The sequence below is a fragment of the Collinsella sp. AF11-11 genome (assembly GCF_003465485.1).
Taxonomy (GTDB): domain Bacteria; phylum Actinomycetota; class Coriobacteriia; order Coriobacteriales; family Coriobacteriaceae; genus Collinsella.
In genome coordinates, this window is the sequence record NZ_QSAS01000004.1 from 50,432 (window position 1) to 70,917 (window position 20,486).

20 protein-coding genes and 1 pseudogene are annotated in these 20,486 nt (G+C 53.0%); 3 read left to right on the top strand and 18 right to left on the bottom strand.

Annotated features, from left to right (window positions below; translation table 11 throughout):
* Window positions 1-160 precede the first annotated feature (160 nt).
* Window positions 161-1,672, bottom strand: coding sequence for an IMP dehydrogenase (locus tag DWV58_RS04295; RefSeq protein WP_117639292.1), 1,512 nt, complete (start codon window positions 1,670-1,672; stop codon window positions 161-163).
* A gap of 193 nt (window positions 1,673-1,865) precedes the next feature.
* Between DWV58_RS04295 and DWV58_RS04300 the strand changes: the two genes are divergently transcribed.
* A complete protein-coding gene (locus DWV58_RS04300; RefSeq protein WP_117776303.1) occupies window positions 1,866-2,210 on the top strand; it encodes a winged helix-turn-helix domain-containing protein in 345 nt (114 codons plus the stop codon).
* Here DWV58_RS04300 and DWV58_RS04305 read toward each other — a convergent pair.
* From DWV58_RS04305 to DWV58_RS04350, 10 genes are all read right to left on the bottom strand, one after another.
* Window positions 2,200-3,192 (bottom strand): PLP-dependent transferase, encoded by a 993-nt coding sequence (locus DWV58_RS04305; RefSeq protein WP_158564517.1) that lies wholly within the window; start codon window positions 3,190-3,192, stop codon window positions 2,200-2,202. The genes DWV58_RS04300 and DWV58_RS04305 overlap by 11 nt on opposite strands.
* A gap of 128 nt (window positions 3,193-3,320) precedes the next feature.
* Window positions 3,321-4,292 (bottom strand): LacI family DNA-binding transcriptional regulator, encoded by a 972-nt coding sequence (locus tag DWV58_RS04310; RefSeq protein WP_233540507.1) that lies wholly within the window; start codon window positions 4,290-4,292, stop codon window positions 3,321-3,323.
* Between the two features lie 230 nt (window positions 4,293-4,522).
* The gene (locus tag DWV58_RS04315) at window positions 4,523-4,972 is read right to left on the bottom strand and encodes a hypothetical protein (protein ID WP_117776305.1); all 450 of its coding nucleotides are present in this window, start codon (window positions 4,970-4,972) and stop codon (window positions 4,523-4,525) included.
* Window positions 4,969-5,361, bottom strand: a complete 393-nt coding sequence (locus tag DWV58_RS04320; RefSeq protein ID WP_055251172.1) for a helix-turn-helix transcriptional regulator — start codon at window positions 5,359-5,361, stop codon at window positions 4,969-4,971. Before DWV58_RS04320 ends, DWV58_RS04315 begins: the two co-directional genes overlap by 4 nt.
* Before the next feature lie 39 nt (window positions 5,362-5,400).
* Window positions 5,401-5,808: a hypothetical protein gene (locus tag DWV58_RS04325; RefSeq protein WP_117776306.1), complete on the bottom strand. Its 408-nt coding sequence runs from the start codon at window positions 5,806-5,808 to the stop codon at window positions 5,401-5,403.
* A gap of 147 nt (window positions 5,809-5,955) precedes the next feature.
* The gene (locus tag DWV58_RS04330; protein WP_118384690.1) at window positions 5,956-6,489 is read right to left on the bottom strand and encodes a hypothetical protein; all 534 of its coding nucleotides are present in this window, start codon (window positions 6,487-6,489) and stop codon (window positions 5,956-5,958) included.
* Between the two features lie 357 nt (window positions 6,490-6,846).
* Window positions 6,847-7,779, bottom strand: a complete 933-nt coding sequence (locus DWV58_RS04335; protein WP_117776307.1) for an Abi family protein — start codon at window positions 7,777-7,779, stop codon at window positions 6,847-6,849.
* 271 nt (window positions 7,780-8,050) lie between these two features.
* Entirely contained in the window at window positions 8,051-8,278 is a 228-nt protein-coding gene (locus tag DWV58_RS10135) for a DUF2188 domain-containing protein (RefSeq protein ID WP_117776308.1), read from the bottom strand.
* A 564-nt stretch (window positions 8,279-8,842) separates the two neighbouring features.
* On the bottom strand, window positions 8,843-9,742 hold the full coding sequence (locus DWV58_RS04345) for a hypothetical protein (RefSeq protein ID WP_199585986.1): 900 nt from the start codon (window positions 9,740-9,742) through the stop codon (window positions 8,843-8,845).
* Entirely contained in the window at window positions 9,729-10,241 is a 513-nt protein-coding gene (locus DWV58_RS04350; protein WP_117776309.1) for a hypothetical protein, read from the bottom strand. Before DWV58_RS04350 ends, DWV58_RS04345 begins: the two co-directional genes overlap by 14 nt.
* 854 nt (window positions 10,242-11,095) lie before the next feature.
* On the opposite strand from DWV58_RS04350, the gene DWV58_RS04355 reads away from it, so the two are divergent.
* Both DWV58_RS04355 and DWV58_RS04360 read left to right on the top strand, forming a co-directional pair.
* Window positions 11,096-12,112, top strand: a complete 1,017-nt coding sequence (locus DWV58_RS04355) for a hypothetical protein (protein WP_117776310.1) — start codon at window positions 11,096-11,098, stop codon at window positions 12,110-12,112.
* 33 nt (window positions 12,113-12,145) lie between these two features.
* Window positions 12,146-12,346: a hypothetical protein gene (locus DWV58_RS04360; RefSeq protein ID WP_117776311.1), complete on the top strand. Its 201-nt coding sequence runs from the start codon at window positions 12,146-12,148 to the stop codon at window positions 12,344-12,346.
* 1,218 nt (window positions 12,347-13,564) lie between these two features.
* Here the strand turns inward: DWV58_RS04360 and DWV58_RS10140 are convergent.
* The 7 genes and pseudogenes from DWV58_RS10140 to DWV58_RS04395 all read right to left on the bottom strand — a co-directional run.
* Window positions 13,565-13,669 (bottom strand): annotated as a pseudogene (locus tag DWV58_RS10140) (DapH/DapD/GlmU-related protein); the annotation flags it as partial.
* 348 nt (window positions 13,670-14,017) lie between these two features.
* Window positions 14,018-15,172, bottom strand: coding sequence for a Coenzyme F420 hydrogenase/dehydrogenase, beta subunit C-terminal domain (locus DWV58_RS04370; protein WP_117639272.1), 1,155 nt, complete (start codon window positions 15,170-15,172; stop codon window positions 14,018-14,020).
* Window positions 15,153-16,496: an O-antigen ligase gene (locus DWV58_RS04375; protein ID WP_117776312.1), complete on the bottom strand. Its 1,344-nt coding sequence runs from the start codon at window positions 16,494-16,496 to the stop codon at window positions 15,153-15,155. The genes DWV58_RS04370 and DWV58_RS04375 overlap by 20 nt, the downstream gene beginning before the upstream one ends.
* 1 nt (window position 16,497) lies before the next feature.
* Window positions 16,498-17,988: a lipopolysaccharide biosynthesis protein gene (locus DWV58_RS04380; RefSeq protein WP_117639269.1), complete on the bottom strand. Its 1,491-nt coding sequence runs from the start codon at window positions 17,986-17,988 to the stop codon at window positions 16,498-16,500.
* Between the two features lie 16 nt (window positions 17,989-18,004).
* Complete coding sequence (locus DWV58_RS04385) at window positions 18,005-19,090, bottom strand: polysaccharide pyruvyl transferase family protein (protein ID WP_158549245.1); 1,086 nt, start codon at window positions 19,088-19,090, stop codon at window positions 18,005-18,007.
* Window positions 19,091-19,120: 30 nt separating this feature from the next.
* Entirely contained in the window at window positions 19,121-19,651 is a 531-nt protein-coding gene (locus DWV58_RS04390; protein WP_197032159.1) for a serine O-acetyltransferase, read from the bottom strand.
* A 1-nt stretch (window position 19,652) separates the two neighbouring features.
* A complete protein-coding gene (locus tag DWV58_RS04395; protein WP_117776313.1) occupies window positions 19,653-20,453 on the bottom strand; it encodes a glycosyltransferase family 32 protein in 801 nt (266 codons plus the stop codon).
* Window positions 20,454-20,486: the final 33 nt, after the last annotated feature.

Sequence of the window (20,486 nt, forward strand, 5' to 3'; positions counted from 1 at the left end):
TGCGTGCGGAACTTGTAGCGAACAAAGTCAAGCCGCCCGACCCTAAGGTTAACTCGCATGATGATAGCAAATACGACAAGCGAGATGCCTGCGACTTGCAGGCATCTCGCTTTATCTAAATAACGTGGTTGAGGCTCAACCTTTATGTGCAGGTCTTATCTTATCGATACGTTACGCTCTGTTGGGAGTCCTTGACTACGACGTCGTGAGCTCCGCCTTCGACGATCGAGGTCGAGGAGACCAGGGTCAGGCGTGCCTTTTCCTGGAGCTCGGGGATCGAGAGGGCACCGCAGTTGCACATCGTGGACTTGACCTTGTAGAGCGTGCCGCCCACGCCGTCCTTGAGGGAGCCGGCGTAGGGAACGTAGGAGTCGACGCCCTCGACGAAGCTGAGCTTCGCGGCGCCGCCCAGGTCGTAGCGCTGCCAGTTGCGGGCACGCGCAGAACCCTCGCCCCAGTACTCCTTCATGTACTGACCGTTGACGTTGACGCGCTCGGTCGGGCTCTCGTCGAAGCGGGCGAAGTAGCGGCCCAGCATCATAAAGTCGGCACCCATGGCAAGGGCGAGCGTCATGTGGTAGTCGTAGACGATGCCGCCGTCGGAGCACACGGGCACGTAGACACCGGTCTCCTCGTAGTACTCGTCACGGGCGCGGCAGACATCGATCAGCGCGGTGGCCTGGCCACGGCCGATGCCCTTGGTCTCGCGGGTGATGCAGATAGAACCGCCGCCGATACCGACCTTGATGAAGTCGGCACCGCAGTCGGCCAGGAAGCGGAAGCCCTCGGCGTCGACGACGTTGCCGGCACCGACCTTGACGTCCTCGCCGTAGTTGGCGCGGATCCACTCGATGGTGCGCTTCTGCCACTCGCTGAAGCCCTCGGAAGAGTCGATGCACAGGACATCCGCGCCGGCCTCGATGAGCAGCGGCACGCGCTCGGCATAGTCGCGGGTGTTGATACCGGCGCCGACCATGTAGCGCTTGTCGTTATCGAGCAGCTCGTTGGGGTTGGTCTTGTGGCTGTCGTAGTCCTTGCGGAAGACGATGCCCATAAGGTGATCGTTGTCGTCGACGATCGGCAGGGCGTTGAGCTTGTTGTCCCAAATGACGTCGTTGGCAACCTTGAGGCTGATGTTCTTGTCGCCCACGATGAGCTGCTCACGCGGGGTCATGAACTCGGAGACCTTCTTCTGATGGTCATCGCGGCTGGGGCGATAATCGCGGCTGGTGACGATGCCCAGGAGCTTGCCCTTGGGGGTGCCGTCGTCGGTGACCGGCATAGTGGAGTGACCGGTCTTCTCCTTGAGCTCAATGACCTGCTCCATGGTCATGTCGGGGGTCAGCGTGGAATCGGACTGAACGAAGCCGGCCTTGTGATCCTTGACGGCCTTGACCATAGCGGCCTCGGACTCGGCGCTCTGGGAACCGTAAATGAAGGACAGGCCACCCTCGGTAGCGAGCGCGACACCCATGTCGACGCCCGAGACGGATTGCATGATGGCGGAAACCATGGGGATGTTCAGGGTGATTGCCGGCTTCTCACCGCGCTTAAAGCGGGTTAGCGGCGTCTTGAGAGAGACGTTGTTGGGGATGCACTGCGAGGACGAGTAGCCAGGGACCAGCAGATACTCCGAAAACGTGTGGGACTCACCGGGAAAGAACGTAGCCATGTTTCTCCTTTTTCCATGCGACCGGTCGGCTGCAGGCCTCGTAGGACCCAGCCCAACCTTGGGCGCCCAATACTGGGGAAGTATCTTAACGCACTTTGACTGCTACAATGCATGGTTTAGAAAGAGCACACGAGGGTTTGACGCAGGCTTTGCGTTTGCCCAGCAAACACTTTAGCGGGAAGACGTGGAGCACATGGAGTACAAGACGACGGCAAAGTTGGTCATTCAAGCGTGCGACAAAGATCTGCCGGGCGTGTTCGGCCACGGTTGTGTCTTGCTGCTGCAGGGCATCGCCCGGGAGCACTCGCTCAACCGCGCCGCCAAGAGCATGGGCATGGCGTATTCCAAGGCCTGGCGCATCGTGAACGAGGCCGAGGGGCAGCTAGGCTGCAAGCTCATCGAGCGCGACGGCGCCCGCGGATCCACCCTCACCCCCGCCGGCGAGCGCGCCATAGCGGTCTACGAGGAGCTGCAGGCCGACATCAACCAGGTCATCGCCACTAAAGCAAACGACCTCATCGCCAGCATCAAAGAGTAGCTAACTTGCGGAGGGCGGTGTCTAGGGTGGCAGCCACTACCAGGGGATCATCAGTGCCGGCGAAGAGGCGGATAGTGCTCCCCTGCTTGCCGCGTGGGGCCGAAAGGCGCGTTGTTGAGCCGCCGGCGGGTGATGCGCGGAATTCGTCCGGCAGCATGCTGAAGAATTCGCCCGCGGTGTAGTCCATCAGGTCAAACTCTACTGCCGGGCCAAAACCATGCTCCAGGATGCCGGTCGCGATGGCATGGTCGGAATGCGAGGTCAGCCCGGGATAGCGCACGTTACGCACCATCTCGTTGGCAGCAAGATACTCGGCCAGCGCACGGGCGCGGTCGAAGTGCGCCTGCATGCGGGTGTCGAGCGTTTCGAGCCCGTGCTCTAGAACCTCGGACTCAACGGAGGACAAGTCGAGCGCGGCCAATCCACACCCTTCGAGCAACGCGTGCGCGCACTCGGCAGCAGCATCCACACGATGACACTTCAGCTGCGAGCGCGCCACCGAAGCGGCAACGAGCTTGCGCGGAGCCTTACCGGAGCACACACGGTCGAGCGCCTCGAGCGACAGCGCAGCGCCCAGCCGCAGTGGATCGCAGCCAAATGCCGACGCCACGGTGTTGTCCACAACCAGCAGCGCGCGGGCCTCACGAGCCGCGCGTCCCAGGGCGCGCAGATCGGCTACACGCAGACCAAACCCGCCGATGGAGTTGACGAACCACCACAGGTGCGGCCCCTCGACATCAAACGAAGCATCAAAGCCCTCGGACGCGCCAGCAAACGCAGCAGCCGCGGGCTCCCCCACCAGCGTAACATCGCAGCCATCAAAGCCGCAGGCAAACGCATCGGCAAACGCAACCAGGCGGTCACCGGGGCGCACAATCCCCAATTGCGACAACGCTGCTGGCACATGCGAGGCCGCGAGCAACCGCGCTTCACGCGCGCCGGTCCTCAAAGCCCAGGCCTCTTCTAGCTGCTGTACGCCCATGCGGTACCGTCCCTTCAAAACAAAAACCCACGATGCGGGTGTTCCCCGCATCGTGGGCAACGGCTGCAGTATAGCGCCGATAGGCGACTGAACGCCTAAATGTTGAGCGCGCGGTAGATCACGTAAGCCTAGACATTCATCAGCTGATGGCCGAGCTTGAGCGTCTTTAAACCGCTCTCCCCCTCCACGCCATCGAGCGTATTGAGCAACATATTAGTCGCCTCGACGCCACTGGTCAGGTAGCCGTAATGCACGGTGGGAATGCCGCCCGTCAGCGCGCGCAAAAATGCGTTGTCGCCAAAACCGCTCACGCGACGCACACCCTCGCCCATGCCGCGAACCTCGTCAAGAGCGCGCAGGGCGCCGGCCGCCATAGTATCGGTCGCGCACGCGATAAGCGAAACATCGGGATCGACGGAGAGCAGTTCGCGTGCAGCGCGATAGCCCGAGTCGAGCGTAAAGGACCCCTGGCAAATCAGGCTCGAATCAAGTGCCACGCCCGCGGCGCGCAAGCCGGCCTCAAAACCACGACGACGGTCATAACCGGCGGCACGGTCTTCCTCGGCAACTCCGATGTAGGCGATCTTGCCCTCAGCACGCTTCGCGAGTGCCTGACCCAGCTCGAAAGCGGCCTCGTAATCGTCGTGATAGACGCACGCCGCGCCCTCGACATGTTGGCCGATCAACACAATGGGCACACGGCACGACTCAATCGCCCGGCGATGCTCGCCGGTAATCATAGTTGCCACCAGCACAATGCCATCGACCGGATGGTTTTGGAATAAATCGAGGTATTCGAGCTCGCGATCGGGGACGTTATCGGTATTGGCAAGAAGCATCTGGTAGCCGCGGCGGCCAAGCACCTGCCCGATGCCCGCCGTAATGCGGCTCACCGACTCGGAATTAATCTTAGGCACGATGACGCCGATGAGCTTGGTGGAACCGGTTCGCAGCGCGCGAGCCTGGCTGGATCGCACGTATCCGGTCAGCTCAATCGCCTGCTTAATGCGCTCGGCCTTGTCCGCCGAGATATACCCACCATTGAGGTAGCGCGAGACGGCGGCGCTCGAAACGCCCGCCAGCTCGGCCACATCTTTCATCTTTACCACGAGCACCCCTGTCGTTGAAATCGCTTTCACCATGATACCCGTGCGGAGCTACATGCGTGTCGCAAGACGGGACGTCACGGTCAATTTAGCTGTCGCAGCACGGGCATCGCAGGGCTTCAACTAGAAACTTCGAAATATAAATGCCGAATCAGTCAGACTACCGATTCGGCACCCCGTTACATTTGCACACAGCGGCAGGCAAAATCCAACTCGAGAACAACTTACTCACTTTGGAAAGATGCATCGCTGTCCGCTGCCAATTCCGAAGGAAGAATTGCCGGCAGCGTCAAAGCCCCCATGGGCGAAAGTCCAGTAACGACCATCAGATAGCTCTTAGCGTGACCATACGCCATGGAAATCGCATTAGAGAGAAGATAACGGCGCGCTTCATCGTCTGAAATGTCGAACGGCATTTTTGTTGACACCGAAATAGCAACCGTCACATCAGCGCGCATTTTTTTCTTTGCATCGTCCCTATCAATCAGACTGCCACACACATACAGCTTTAAGTCTGCACGCTCGCCCGCCTTGTTCCTCAATAGATGGACGTCCTGATAGCTAACGTCAACTTTTAAATCCATATTCTGGGAGGGCTCATTCTCGATATGAAAAGTTGAGTCGACAACAAACAAATGAACAACCTGAATAGGCGCAATGAAATCCTTGCTCATGCAGCCAAACCTCCCGGAATCATCTCAAAGTTCAATCGTTTCGCCGAGCAGTCGCTGTTAAATGAAGACCATTGTTCTCGGACAGAGTTATTAGACGAAGAAAACGGCGCCTCATTCGAATAACTGGAAATGACCTGAGGAATGATTTTGATACCCAACGCAAGCTCAAACTTTGCGATTGTTTTCAGCGTCATGTTGGGCTGAGAATTCAACAATTTCGAAAGCGACTGAAGACTCACGCCCATACGCTTTGCCAGCTCACTTTTACTCAAGCCCGAGCGCTGCATCTCGCGATGAACAATAAACTCAATATCTAGTGCGTGCTCATAGGCACGGGTTTCGCTCGTTTCCGTTTCCGCGTAAAAGTCTGATAAATCGACCTTAACCATTACAAGTCTCCGTTTCGTAAGCGGGCAAAAAAGCCGACGCTATGACTCCAAAAGCTGCTTTGCTATCGGGGCCAACTGTTTTGCGCGTTTAATTTCTTTGGAAATATTTCCCGAGCCTTGATGGCCCTTAAACCAAAAAAGCAAAACAATCTTGTCCACGCCTTGGCAAATCGCGTAGACCATTTCTCGATTAACCCCATCAAAACCCTTGAGTTCGTATAGTCCAATCTTAGGCTCGATACATCGAAGCTTTGACGTTCCACTGACATCCTTTAGCCCGTAGTCATAGACTTTTGAAATCTGATTGATCATTTTACGGGCGGTAAACTTCGTTTTAGGATCAGACATCATCTTCCGAAATTGAGAGTTCTCAGGGGAGGTGGTTAGTTCCCAAAAAGGTCGTCCCTCGGGATCAGCATATTCGACAAGTCCATAGTCACTAACCAAAGGCCACCCCCTCCGCCTCAGATAAAACCAAATGTGGTTAACTTATAGGTTAAGTTTAGCCAAATTCAAATACATGGCAAGCCCCAAGCCGAGTTCAAGCAATCTGCATTATTGACTCAGAGAAATGCGGGAAAGAGGCAGTAGAAACTACATTGGCACATAAGGCCCCCAGCGAAGAGCCCGAACTTTTATGGTGACCAATAACATACCTAGGAAGACGAAGGCAAGGCACGCAACCGCCCAGTCGCCGTGGCCGGTCTTAGGGAGCGCGGCGGCTTGCGTTGTTGTGGGCTTGGTCTTTTTGGTGGTCTTGGTCGCAGGCGTCTTGATGGACGCGGACGCGGGCCTGGCGTCCGACTTGGGCGACGAATCAGGCGTGGGGGCGGAATCTTCGCTGGGCTTGTTCTCGTCGCTATGCTTTCCTTCGCTTCCGGGCTTTGTATCCCCCGCGGGATTGCCACCGGCAGGTTCATCGGTACCGGGCTGGGTCTTCCCCGCCGGCGGCAGGGCGCCCGCGGGTTCAATTACCACACGCAGCGCTACGGCCCCGCTGGCGTCCATCACGCAGGCGGTACCAAAGGCCCCGCCCGCCGGCGTCACAAACTGCGCGGACGTAAGTGAGCCACTCTCGCAGACAACATCGGCTATGGCGCCGGTCGCGTACACCCAGGAGGCGTCCATGGCAAACTGGCCATCGGAGGCGTACACACCAAAGAAGCGACAATCATCGACCGATCCGTCGCCAGCAGCAACAACGTGCGCGCCACCCAGCCGGGGCCCGAGACACCCGGCTCGTCGAAGGTCTGCCCCACAATGGTAAGGCTATCCACACCCGCGGCATAAGAAGGCCCGCCTAGCAAAACGCATAGGCAGGCCAGGCGAGTCTCGAAGAAGCGCGAGACGGCCTCATGCTGGAGCTGCCGCATCACGTATAGCCAACGAAGCGCGGGCGGGACGCCACCAATGGGCAACGTCCCGCCCGCTCTGCGCAATCTCATGCGCATCCAACTTGTAGAGTAAATTCATCGCTCGCGTCGATTACGACCCCAATATTTCCCTAGGAAACACACTCGATAAATCGTTAACACCCATAGCGAAAAGCACCTTTGCGCTGGCATCGTTGCTGAGCTCGTCGCTCAACTTAAGTGCATCAAGCAGTATATTTCGTCGTAACATCTTATAGTCATCCTCAGTCAGCACTAGCTCAAGATCGCTTAAAACCCCTACTAGATTGACATCGTGAGACGGAGACACCCTGGCGCAGAATAGACGTTCGTCATGCGCACAGATATTTCGAAAATCTTTAATGTGATCGTATGCAAGTCTTAGCCTACGCGGGCTGATGCGCTTATCGACTTCATGCGTCTCGGAATAAAGATCAGAAAACGACTTGGCAATGGAATTTCTCATGCTTTCTGGCTGAAACTCATAGAACTTGAATGCCTGACCAAGCATCAAATAATTCATAAGAATCCATACCGGCGTATTGTCGTGATTATTCTCATAATGCCGAATGTAGTCCCTTTTATAATCGCTTTTCCATTTTTGAGACCTACACAGCACCTTCTCGAAATCACCAATAAGCATGTCGATCTTTTTTCGATAACCAGCATCGGCACGGTAGGATCTTCTATCCAGGTATGCCTCCGGGCTATCTTTATGGGCCATTGCGAAACGATAAGAACAGACGGTTTTAAGCACTGCTTCCGCCTTGTTAAAGTATTCAAACATGAGCAGACGCAATGAACGGTCAAATTCGAATAAACGATATATATCAGAAAACTTCGTACCTTTTACGAATAGCTCGTGGCAAGAATCTCCGCGCTGGTCAAGAAACAAATCCTTGTAGCCGTTAACAACCGGATAGTATCCCTCGCGTTCCAACACTAAACGAGTATTGTTATCGCATTCGAGTCCACGGCTTTCAAGAATAGCAATCTGCTCATCAATAGATTTAAATGGTTTATCCATTAGGACCCCTTAAACGCGAAAACCGCCTTTCGGCGGTTCCCACGGACCAAGCCGGACGTACCGTCGCAAGGCCTCATCACAACGATTACTTTAAGGGAGAACTCGGGGTCCGTCAATCCAATACCACGAATCCCCCAAATCAACCCTTTGAAGAGACCAAACAACCAATTCAGGTAAAATAGCCCCAAGCTCGTATTTCGCCACAATGAAGAAGTCATTTAGCGACAACGGACGCGATATAACGGGCCGTTGTCGGCATGGAGCCGACCCCTTATCCCCTCGGTGGGAAGGGGTCGTGGCCATGGGAATCCCTTGCGCGGATTCTGCCGTCACGACGATGGATGATCAACTCCGACTCTTGATTGGAGCAGATGCGTCGACCGAGCTTTATTGCCTCGCTCTGCGTTGTCGTAACGAAAGAAGCGCGACATGCCCCTTCGCCCTTAACCTGCCAATTGCCATCCGAACGCTTCGTAATGTGCTGATTTCTACCTTTCATAATCACCTCGCCTTCAACTCTGAACTTGCCGATGTGTCTACAGCATGAGATATGTGACAGAAGCCCTCGTGCCGTTTTTTCAAAAGTGTAAGCACTGGCGCGGACAAAAAACGAAGCGCACACAGCAGGACCGTTGACCCACCATGATCTACCCGGCGAGCAGGGTGATTCATTGGAAGCGTCTTTAGCGTACGGGACGGGTATCTACGCCAGCTGGCTCTTGCCGTTTTCCGCATGTTCACGGTGCGAGAGAGCGACATCGTTGACAGCACATAACATTCCCCGCACGGTAACGTCTTTTACGGTGCCTCAAATCTAAGCTCAACCGCCGAGGCATTCCAGGGCATCCCGCGTAACCCTATTAACAAAACGCCTAAATACACATCATTACACTCATGAAAAAAGGGCAACACTCTCTTGTCGAAAGCGTCACCCTTAAAGCTCCCGTAGAGCTTTTGTATCACAGGACAATATCCTACACCATCTCAATGAGATGAAAGGACACATCTAGGCCTGTCGGGTAAAAGCGTGGGCAGGCCACGAATGAACGAGACGACAGCAGGACTAACGGTCACCGCAATCAAAAGAGCCCAAATAATGCAGCGCACCCTTCACTCGCGGAGCATTAGGGTCTTCACCCAAGAAATTGACGCTGTAAGAAGGAGATCCAACGTAAACGTGAGTCTTACCGGCCTCGCAACAGAACAAAATATCGCCAGCGCTGTTCTGTGTCAAAGTGTTGCAATTCGAGTAATAATCAAGCTCGTCTGACGGGGCTTCTCCTACAACAATCAACCGAGGCTCCAACTTATCCAGCCATGTCTTAGGGACGCGACCGGACTTCCGTCCATGATGCGGCGCAAAAAGAATGTCCACAGGCGAAAGCGCAATGTCATCTTCGATCGCCTCCATGTAGTCATTCTCCATGTCACCAAGCCAAAGCGCACGGATCCCTTCATCAAGAGAGTAGACAATCGCAGGACTAATATTATTGGGTTTATCAGAGCTTTCGGCATCCCGCAAAGCATCCCGAAAGGTCTCATTATTCACATCGGGCCAGAGGACGCTAATCCCAGCAGAACCGCGCTCACCATCAGAAACGTTCATCCATTTGCGCTTACACCCCTTGTATATTTTGTAAGCGCACGACGACTCCTTCAGATCTTTATACTTTTTGAAACTCTCAGTCTCCGTGGACTTGGAGACATTATTGTCAACGTAATAGAAATTCTTAATAAGCCCGAGCTCATCAAGATACTCAATACCCTGAATATGATCTTGGTCCGGATGCGTACTGATAAAACGAACGACGCCCTTTTTCCCTGCAAGGTTTTTGACCTCATCAAGGATTTCCGACTTACGCTCATCGGTAATATTACAGTCAATCATGCTGAAGTTATCAGTATTGTGATTGATATAAAACATGTCGCCGTTATCAACGGATAGAGACTTAATCTCGCTCATGGTTATCACACTCCTCAAGATTGAAGTTGATTCGTTTTTCTACATACCGTTCCTGCTTGATCCAGGAGGCAACAAATAAGGCGATAAAAGAGCACAGCGCCGCTGGAAGCCGATGAGATTCCGGCAACAATGATGCAAGCAGAATAATTACGAGCAGGACACCGGCCCCCGCCAGGCTGCGATACATATTTGAAATCATTAAGAGCTGCTCGACCTTTGGATCGCGTTTCTGAGCATATGCAAAGGCAGAATAGTCCCGCTTTCCGGTCGGTTGTAGTTTGCGGACCAAAGGTTCAATGCAAAGAGAGCCAATCCGCGACGCAATAAGACCGAGAACATAACTCATCACAAATAGTGCCAGCCAGTTAGAGCAGTCGATACAACTGCCCAACGGCATCTGACTGACGGAATATGTTACGAGTGCACCCGGTAAGAGCACATTGAACAGATCGTAAGCAGAGATTTTTCCAAGCAAATCATCTAGATAGTTATTGGCCAATAATTACGCACCTCCAAGAATCCAAAAGCCATCCTTCGCATTTTTTACAAACTAACCAACCCCGCCACGCAAGTGTCAGGTTCTTGAAGAAGAGCTATTTGGAAATGATTTGAACAAACGGGGGCGCATACTGCTGTTGACCAATAAGCGCACACGCCCCTAAAAAAATTTAATGGACCATCAATATGGCCTCGATTTTGACAACTATTCCATCCGACTCCTTCCGAACAATTAGGTTGTAATGGGGAAACGACGCTTCTCGTTGTTTCAATTGTAGCCCTTCGCCAGTTCCATATCCTGTTTTCTTTTTTGATGATGAGCACAAGATGTTGTGTTTTAACAGGTAAACGCAGCTAAAATAATGCGGAACTTATTCACGCGAAATTACGAGTCAGCTCATCCCCTTGTAGACAGCGCCCTTGACCTGCATGAAAACATAATTAGACTCAATCGCTTTCGCCCGGTACAAAGTCATCCACATCGAATACCTGTTCGAAATTAACAAAAGATTTTGCTTGACCAACATGTTGAGACGCCCGCTTATTGCCCGGTCGTAAGCCGCAATAAACTAGGCAGCAGCCTCGCTGACTTTTCCTGAAAGGCCTCAGTGGCGAGTCTCGAAGAAGCGGAAGACGGCCTCATGTTGAAGCTCCCGCATCGCGTATAGTCAACCCAGTACAGGTCAGAGCGCCGCCGGGGACCAAAGCGGGACCGCTCCCCCTCCCCAACATCCCCCAGAAAGTTCGCTGATGTTGACTGGGGTTCCCGTAAAATAATCCCCAACTAAATATGTGCGGAGTGCTGGCCTGGAGCTGCCTTCGGACCCTATTGGCTGCTCACCGAGAGGCTCCGCTATGAAACGACCCCTTTACTACCTGCTCTGCGCGATCGCGTGCACGTCCATGGTCGGCGCGACGATGCCTATGGCAGCCATCGCGGAGGCCATACAGCCTCGGGCAACAGCCGAGCAGCAGGCGCAAGCCGACGCCACGAGCAGCGACACAGGCAAGGCCGAATACGTCACCAACACAAGCGCGACAGCAGATACCGCAGAAGACAGCACCGCAACATCCACCGGCACCAGCGCAGCCAACACGGAAAGCGCCGACGCCACAGACACCGCCACGCCCGGCACCGCCGCCGCAACCGACACGGCCACCACAACCCCCGCCCCATCCCTCCGCACCCAAGCCACCCCCACGCCCGCCGCAATCTCCGCCACGTCGCAAACCACCTACGCCCACTCCGCCACCGCAACCCAAAACGGCGTCACCTTCACCGTCTCCTGGAACGACGCCCCCGCGGGCACCGCGACGACCTTCCACGTAACCCAGGCCAACGGCTCGTCCCAGGCCAAGGCGCGCATGGACGTGCCCACCTATTGGGACGGCGGCAGCCAGGAAAGCGTCTGCGACCCGTCGCGCCCGGCATGGGCCAGCTACTACAGCCTGGGCACCGCGGGCCACGACTTTACCTTTGACTTCACGGCGTCGGGCACGTACCGCATCTACTTCTACTTTATGGACAACGACAGAAACGACCCCCAAAACGACAAGGGGATCTACTACCTGCGCACCACGGCGGAGGTGACCGTAAACGACGCCGCCCGCCCGAGCGTCACGAAGATCGTCAACGACGCCGTGGACCTGTGCAGGCAACAGACAAACGGCTCGGAATACGACATGGCGCTGTGGCTCCACGACTGGACGCTCGACCAGCTGGAGTACGACCACAGCCTCAACTGGTGCTCGGCCGAAAGCGGCCTCACGCGCCACCAGGGCACCTGCGAGAGCTACCAGTGCATCTACTCCAAGCTCCTTGACGCCGCGGGCATCGCCAACGGCCGCATCACCGGCAACGGCCACACCTGAAACGCCGTAAAGATCGACGGCAAATGGTGCCAGATGGACCTAACCTGGGACGACACCAGCGACAACTGGTACGGGGACCTGGACCAGCGCCATCTGTACTTTGGCCTGACCGACGAGCTCATGGCAATCGCCCACTCCGACCACACGGCAAACTACCAAAAGGGCGACTACGCCTACCGCTCAACCGACCTATCCAACAATTACTTTGTGCGAAACGGCAAGGCCGATGAATAGGCCGAGAAGTATGCCGACCGCATTCAGCAGCAACTGGATACCAGGGAAGAAAGATTTTCCATTGATGCCGATAATCAGTCTTTCCCGCCGAGCATCTCGGGAATTCAGAATGGGATTGTTGCGTATGCGATGAATCAAATAGACCGGAAGACCGCTGGAAACAAAGACTATCTATCTGCCGAGTCGAAGGTCGAGATGACGTCGAGCAGCAGCTGAACCGCGGCAGGGGCTCGACACCTGCTCGGTGGATGCCGTCCCCCATGCGGTGAAGGTGAGGGGGATCCAGCCCGAGGGGATGTAGGAATGCGATAGGAAAGTCATAGATGCGGGCGTGCTGGCTAAAATGGGTCGGCCGGGATTGGTCAATCTCGGCCGACTATATTTGGCTAAATTATTCCATCGCTAACACAGAAAGCTCGCTGATGTTTACTGGTGTTTCCGAAAACCCCAACAAAATATGCGCGGCATGCTAGCCCGGTGCTTCTTTTGGACCCTATCGCCTGCTCCCAGAGAGGCTCCGCTACGCCCCCCATCGCCCACCATGTGCAATCGCGCGCATGTCCATGGCAAGCGCACCAATACCCATGGCGGTCATCGCAGAAGCCATGCGGCCTCAAGCAACAGCCGCGCAACAGGCACAAACTAAGACAGCAATAAGCGATACTGACAAGGCCGAAGGGACCACAAGCTCAAACACCACCGACTCAAGTGATTCCGCAGTAGATGTCAAAAGAGACAACAACGCCGCCCCCGTCAGCGCGACCAGCGCAACCGACAGCACCATCCCCCATTAGCTTCCTCATCGAGCAGCGCGCTGGGCGCCTCCTCGATGGTCTTCCTCGGAGGAGTCTTCATTTCCTTGCACAGCAGTTCCTCGTCGACCGTTACGATGTTCGCAAATTCGGCACGTATCCCATTCGTCTGTGATTCGCTGCTTAGCCGCCAGAGACCACATGACAGAGCGCGGACCGTGCTCCGTCATGTGGTTGTCAATTTCCAAAAAACTTGACGTTACCAGTGATGCGGTTTCAAACCGGTTAAAAAGGGGTATCGACCCAAGCCGATACCCCTAATGCAAGCACGCTTTAATCCAATTAAGCCATTATCAATACTGCTTTATCGGATCAGCGTACATCGTGAATTGAAAGCCAATCCAGCAACCTATCGAAGCTCTCTGTAAACTAGATCCCGTTTTTCGTGAAATAGCATATTCGCGGGTACATCTTTAGAAACAACGCTATTCGCAGCGATGACCGCATTATCGCCAATGGCTACACCTTTAAGCACCACGACATTCGCGCCAAGCCAGACGTTGTCGCCAATATGCACGGGCGCTGTCGTAGTCGGCTGGTCCCGATACATGATCCCATCCTGCGACATACCGTGGTCGAAGTCATACACATGGACGTTTGGACCAAATAGGCAGCCTCTACCAATCTCAATTCGTTCATGAGCAATCAGGACGCAACCGTAATTGAAAGACGTTCGTTCACCGACGCTAATAACGCCTTTATCCGATACGCGACAATAAAACGGTCGCCTGAAAGCCTTCGTCATGGTTATCTGGCCAGGGAATCTCCCTGCAAGAAACGCCAACTTACCCCGGACATAAATCCAGGTCGCCACATGCTCAACAAAGTCCATTAAATTCAAGAGAAACGCCCCTAGTAACTATTTCCTTTTAATAAGCTGTTTCACAAGAGTCTTGAGAGATTTCACGAAGCCGTAGGCGCCAACAAACCGAGCAGTGCCCTCGAACCCCTTATGCTCATAAGCCTTCCAGAAACCATCAACGTTACCCTGCGGAGAGGACGACCTCTCCAGCATCGGATTACCGGGCAGCACCTCTTCAAGAGATATATCTGTTACGCCGGGCTCAAATACACCAGATGCGACAATACGCTCGGCTAGCTCACTATTAACCATAACAACAGAAAGTCCCTTATGATCATTAAAACCTTTGCGAACTCGATCGACGCCAAGAAAATCAGCAAGAGTAAAGTCGGAAACCCTGTTGACGTCGGTATAGGCGCAGTTATAACAGCTGGAATTTAAAGCGTTATTGCTATAGAACACATCTCGCCAAGTATTAGATTCAATCGTGTCATAGAGAGCAGTGCCGTCGTCCAAGAGAGCCTTCTCGACATGGACTCCCCAACCTCTGTCCTTGGGGCGATGAAAATATTTGATGACCTTCTTTCCGGACTTTTTTTCCAAAAAGGAAATGTATTCGCGGAACATACGATTACTAGGTGTGCCATGGCAGATTAAATCGCAGGTAACCAACTGTCCGGAATAGTTTTTCTTAGATAGAAAACTCCTAAGACCCGCAATTTGGCATGGGGTTCCGCTGTAGAGCACGTCAAGACCTTGTTTCAAGTCGTTATATGCTTCGACATATGAAGAGCCAACGAAGCCCTGTGAGTATTTTGAGCCTCGACAAGATTGCGCGTCGTCAACAGAGGCACAACGCCGCTGAACAACGCGGAAATCTTCATCGAAGCAAGCGCCGTAAACGACGCCGCCATTATTTAGGACGTAAGTAGCCAAGGTCCAAAACGCGGCACCCGAGGAACTTTTTGCGCGTTCGGCGTCGTCAGCCTGATAAGCCAATACCCGACGAGAGTTCATCTTCAGATCGTCGCTCGTCAAACCATTAGCCGGACATACCCTCTGGCACAAACCGCACTCAACACATTTTGATTCGTCAATCTTCGGACGGTAAAACCCATGAGAGTCTTCTACAATCTGAATCGCCGATCGAGGACACACAGACAGACACGCAGAGCACCCGGTACAGCGTTGACTATCTTTGCAGATATCCATGGAATCCCTCCCTATCGTTAAGAATCATCTTGTCTGAGCCGCAAATAGCAAACGCCGCCACACATGAAATGAAATACGGTATGTAGCACTGCGGATCGTATAAAGGGTTGCCTGAAAAGCAATAAATTAGAAAGAAAATCTGAACACCCAAACAGGCCCACAAGCAAAAGGAGTCCCCATAAGGACCTTCCTCTAAAAGAGATTCAGATCGATGCATGGCTGCAAGGATGGAGAGAAACGCGGGCACAACAAAAGCCGCAAGGCCAATCACACCCGTCTCGGCAAGCAACTGAAGGTATACGTTGTGAGCACTCATCGACGAAAAGCCAAGATTGCTGTACATTGCACCAAGGGAGGTAGTGGCAACATACTTGGAATAAGTCCCCCAACCACAACCAAGTAAGGGTTTTGCATAAAACATACTCCAAGCGCAATCGTACAAATAGCTTCTGCCATTGCCCGTTTCATCATCTGAAAGCTCAATAAACCTCTCAAGAGTCGCCTGAACAGCGGGAACAAACGTAGCAAGAACGCCGACAGCTATTACAGCGATTGCAGCAACAACCAAGGTCTTGAGCATCGTCCCGGTAAGCTTCTTTCTATTTACGAACAGATACGAGATGACGATAGCAGCAACGGATGCAACCAAAGGACCCCGCTTAGTAGTCAGAAAAAGCGCAAGCAAGAGCATCAGGCTCAGCATCAAATCTTTAATCCGAACCTTTTCCCTGCCACCAGCAAGACCACAGGCCCAAGAGACGAGACCCAAACTCAAATAAATCGAATTAGTGCTGTAGTGCGCCGTGAAGCCAGAGCGATAGTCCCTAGCCATATAGCTACCTGAAAAGAAGGCAGATTTAACTGGCAGATAAAGTGCGGGGACTAGCCAGAAGACGATGGTGCAGAACGCATGAAATGCTGCAAAGGCGACAAGAACCCTAAGGCATGAAGTGACCCAGGATCGCTCGCCTGCCGCAACATACATGCACAGAAATAGAAGCGTATAAACTACGAGCAGGGTTAAATTAGCCACACCGTATATCAAACTATGAATAAAGAACAGCACAAAGAAAGGTGCCCAAGCCAGCTCAAGGCCAAATCTTTTGCAAGCAAATCTTCTGTTAGTCACAAAATGCAGGAGAAACGCCGTAGCAGATAGCAGGAGGCAGACATCGAGTGCAAGCGCAGAAGCAGCGAGCGATTGGCAGAAAAAGGCGTAAAAGAGCAGTGGAATGAACACCATGGACCCATCATTTAGGGAAAAGCGTCGCTCTAACTCAGAGCAAGACTCAACACCGGCCCTAGACGCGCTGAAATAATTCATCCTATTTAATCCTCATAAAACGACCAATAATCGAACTATAGCTAGGCCTGTCGAAGAAATAGAGCGTCGCGCATGCGGCGACTGCGCCCCAAATGACAAGACCGATGGCGACCGCAATCCATCCTGTCCAACTTCCAGCGAAGCAAGACAGTAAATAGCCAGGCATGGCCACGAGAACGGTCTGTAATACATACACGCCAAACGACCAAAACGAACTCGAAAGAGAGTCCTTCGAGATTTTACGAGGCTCGTAGAGCAAAAGGTCAATCACGCGGTATAGATTGGATACGCAGGACGCAGCAATTGTGCCGACGACCCCAAAACGCATTGTGAGTGGGATACCCAAGACGATAATGATTGCAGCCTGCAAGCAGGTCTGCGCCCTAGTCTCACGGTACATGCCAGCAGCAATTACAAGTAGGCCCTGGGACGACTTGCCATGATAGAGAAAAACATTTAGGACGACGAGGAAACCGAGCAGGACATTGTGGTAATTTGCATCGTGAAACCCGCCTGCATACAAATCAACAAACGGCATAATCAATGAAAAAGCACATCCGCATGCCACAGCGGAGACTGCGTACACAAGCGCTCGATATGGCTTATAGGAAGACCGAAGACCCTCGTAGTCTCCCTCAGCAATCTGTCGACCAAAGAGCGCCTGAAGCCCTGTACCAAGGACATTCGGAATCATCTGTAGCCCCGTAGATACGAGCATGTAAACAGCAAGAACGCTAACTTCACTCATGCTCCCACAGAGGAAGGTCGCCAAAATAACGGGCGCGCCCGACTGAACGGCTCCCAAGATTTGGAGAAACAACGCATCCCATCTCTGGGGTAGCTGATAGTCACCGTAATCAACCTTGCAATTGAGCTTCGGATAATGGCGGCGTGTATACAGAGCGAGAATCAGGCTGCGCGCAAAAACCGCAGAGAGAGCCAACGCATAGACAGCGACAACAGGAGCATGGAGATAGGCAAACAAGAAAATGACGGCCGTGTTAACCAGCGTGAAGACCGTCGATGCGAGTTGAATGAGCCAGTTCTTTTGATCGGCGGTAAGGAAAACTTGGTACTTGGCGAGGGAAAAGAAATCCACGACGATCTTGGCACCCAACAGGAAGGTAAGCACCATGATCTCCCAAGGCGCAAGCGAACCTACCGAGACAAATATGGGATAAACGACCGAAAGGCCAACCAGCAAGACAAGAAACAACATGCCCGACTTCTGATAAAAGACCTTCGAGGCCGAAGCCACGACGTTAATCCCATCCCAGTCGCCCTTAGCAATAGGCTTATATAGAGCGAAGGTCGCCGCACCAGAAATACCAGCTTCGACAAGTGCGAAATAACCAATAAACTGAGTTAGAGAGGTCACCAGACCGTTAACCTCGGATCCATATACGCCAATAATCGCCCTTGGGACGAGGAAGCCGGCAACGATAGCGGTCAACTGGTAGACCAAGTTCCAAAAAGTATTCTTTGCAAACATAAGCCAGAAACGACACCTACAATCCAATGCAGCGAGCGATAAAGGCACGCGCTGTATCACGGTCATGTGAGAGGGTCTGGTTTGCATGACCATAGTCAACAGCCGAAGTAACGACCTCGTCTCGATACAGACAACCCTCAATTCCATAACGTGCGAGCAGGTCTGTAATCCTGACGTTACTCTGAACGGCGGAGTCCGACGTTTTAACGACAAACGACTTATTGAAATTCATGGAGAAGCAGGCGCCGTGGAAGGAGTCCGTGCAAACAAACGACGCCTCACTAACAAGCTTCAAGAAAGCAGCCGGACCGATACCCCTCACGTTAATCATGCCGGGGAATTTCTTCGTGTTGTAATGAATGCAGACGACAGGAACGCCGAGCTCGCTGGCGATCTTCCTAGCTCGATCCACGAGTTTTTGCTCAGAGTTAAGCGTATAAAGCAGAACATAGGATTGAGGTATCGTATCCAAGCCGTCATCTGAGGCTAACGCCGACCAGTCATCGCCCGTAAGAAGCAGGGTCGGATCAGGCATAAATACAGATTCGAGCCCCATCTCGCTAAGGACCTCCATAGAGCTCGGTTCCCTAACGGAAAGACCAGTGAACTTTGCCAGCCTGTCGGCCGCGCCTTCATCGCATGCCAAAATGGATTCCGCCGTCGCATCTCCCAGACTGGCAGCATAAGACGCGACCTTTGTAACTTCAGCGATGCCTTCACCCAAGAAGACTGGGTCATGCCCATTAACCCGAGGATTGAAAACCTGATCGCTGCCAATGAGGACGCAGTCGAGGCTCTTGGCTCTATCAATAAGAGCTTGCTTATCCAGCTTTCCCGTAGGGCTTAGATTGCGCTTAGCAAATCGACTGAACGAATTAAGTCTCTGGCGCTCAAAACCCCTGCGAAGGAAATAGCGAACGGCATCCGAAGGATTGAACGAGAAGCACGTACCCAACTCTCGATCATCGAGTTCCTTATTGCTGTAATTGAGCACTTCGCAGTCGCAGCCCAACGACATCACGGTCCTGCGCAGAGCACATGCTTGTAGCGAAGCACCATAATTTACGGTATTCGAAAATGTGAGGATGCCTATGCGTTTCAATATCTTACTGCCTAACTATTCGCAAGCTCGTTAAACCAAATTGATGATGTAACCTTCAGTAGCGTTATCGGTTTCGATAATCTTGCACGGGTTGCCAATGACTATCGAATGATCGGGAATATCCTGGTTAACAAAGGTATTGGAGGCAATAAAGACATCGTTTCCAATGGTCACATTACCTGCAACCGTCGAGTTAATACCGAGATATACGCGGTCACCAATCGTAGGGACGCCCTTTCTATGGCCACGGTTTTCTTGGCCGATGGTGCATCCCTTATGGATGTTCACGTTACGGCCGAACTTCGCGCCGGCGTTTACAGTAATGCCGTAAGGGTGACCAATGTAGAAGCCTTCACCAATTTGAGTTGATGGCGAAATCTCGAGTCCACACTTCCTGGAAAGATGTTTCCTCGGAAGCGTGAAGAGGAGTTTTCGCAAACCCCCTGCCTGACACATCCTTAGATAGAAAACATAGCGGTAGCCAAAATCACCTAATAACCGGCCGAGCTTTACGCCTTGCGTACCGAAATAGTGATAAGTATCTTTAGCGAATACGTCCACTCTAACTTCTCTCTCCTCTAGCAATCTTTTCGCGAACAACGCCAAAGATTCTCTTAGTTCCTACAACCAAGCCACCGTCACTAAGCTCCATGAGAATTCGACCCAAAATCTGCGAAAGCCTTCGCCCAATGAAAGGGGAACACTTACGCACAACCTTCCGCTTGATGCGATATTTGGGCTCAACCCAGCTTCCCGAAGAGCGATGGATGCTGTAGGTTTCACGCTTGATGTGATAACCGCCGAAACCGTAAACGGGGTTGAACGCTTTGGAATCCAAGGCAAGCCAGCCACCGAAATGCTGCTCTTTATTCACGCGTTCAAAACCGATTTTTTGAAGCTCAGCAGTGAATACCTCATTCACCGTGATCTTGTCGAGAAAATCAGGATCACAGGAGAACTCCATCGACTCATATCGTTCCACGCATGCGCGAATTACAGGGTCATGAGGCTCAACAGCAACAATCAAGCCGGTGGTGGCAGTCAACGAGGATTCTTCGATTGCAGTGAAAGGAATGGTTTCCATGAGAGGCGATATGTCTCGTATGAGCTCGCTGCCGATATCCATATAGATGCCGCCGTACTCATACAAGACCTTAAAGCGAGCGTAGTCCGACACAAATGCCCAGAGGCCCGCCGCATACGCGCCCCTTGACCAAGAGCATGATGCGAAGTCGAAGTTATCCTCATTCCACTGCTTGACCTCAAACCCAGGCGCAAACTTCTCCCACGAAGCCAAGGACCTCACAGCAGTCTCAGAGAGCGGATTGCCTCCGAACCAGCAGTAATGAATAGTCTTATCCATCGTCACGCTCCTAAATGTGCAACTTGGAAATAA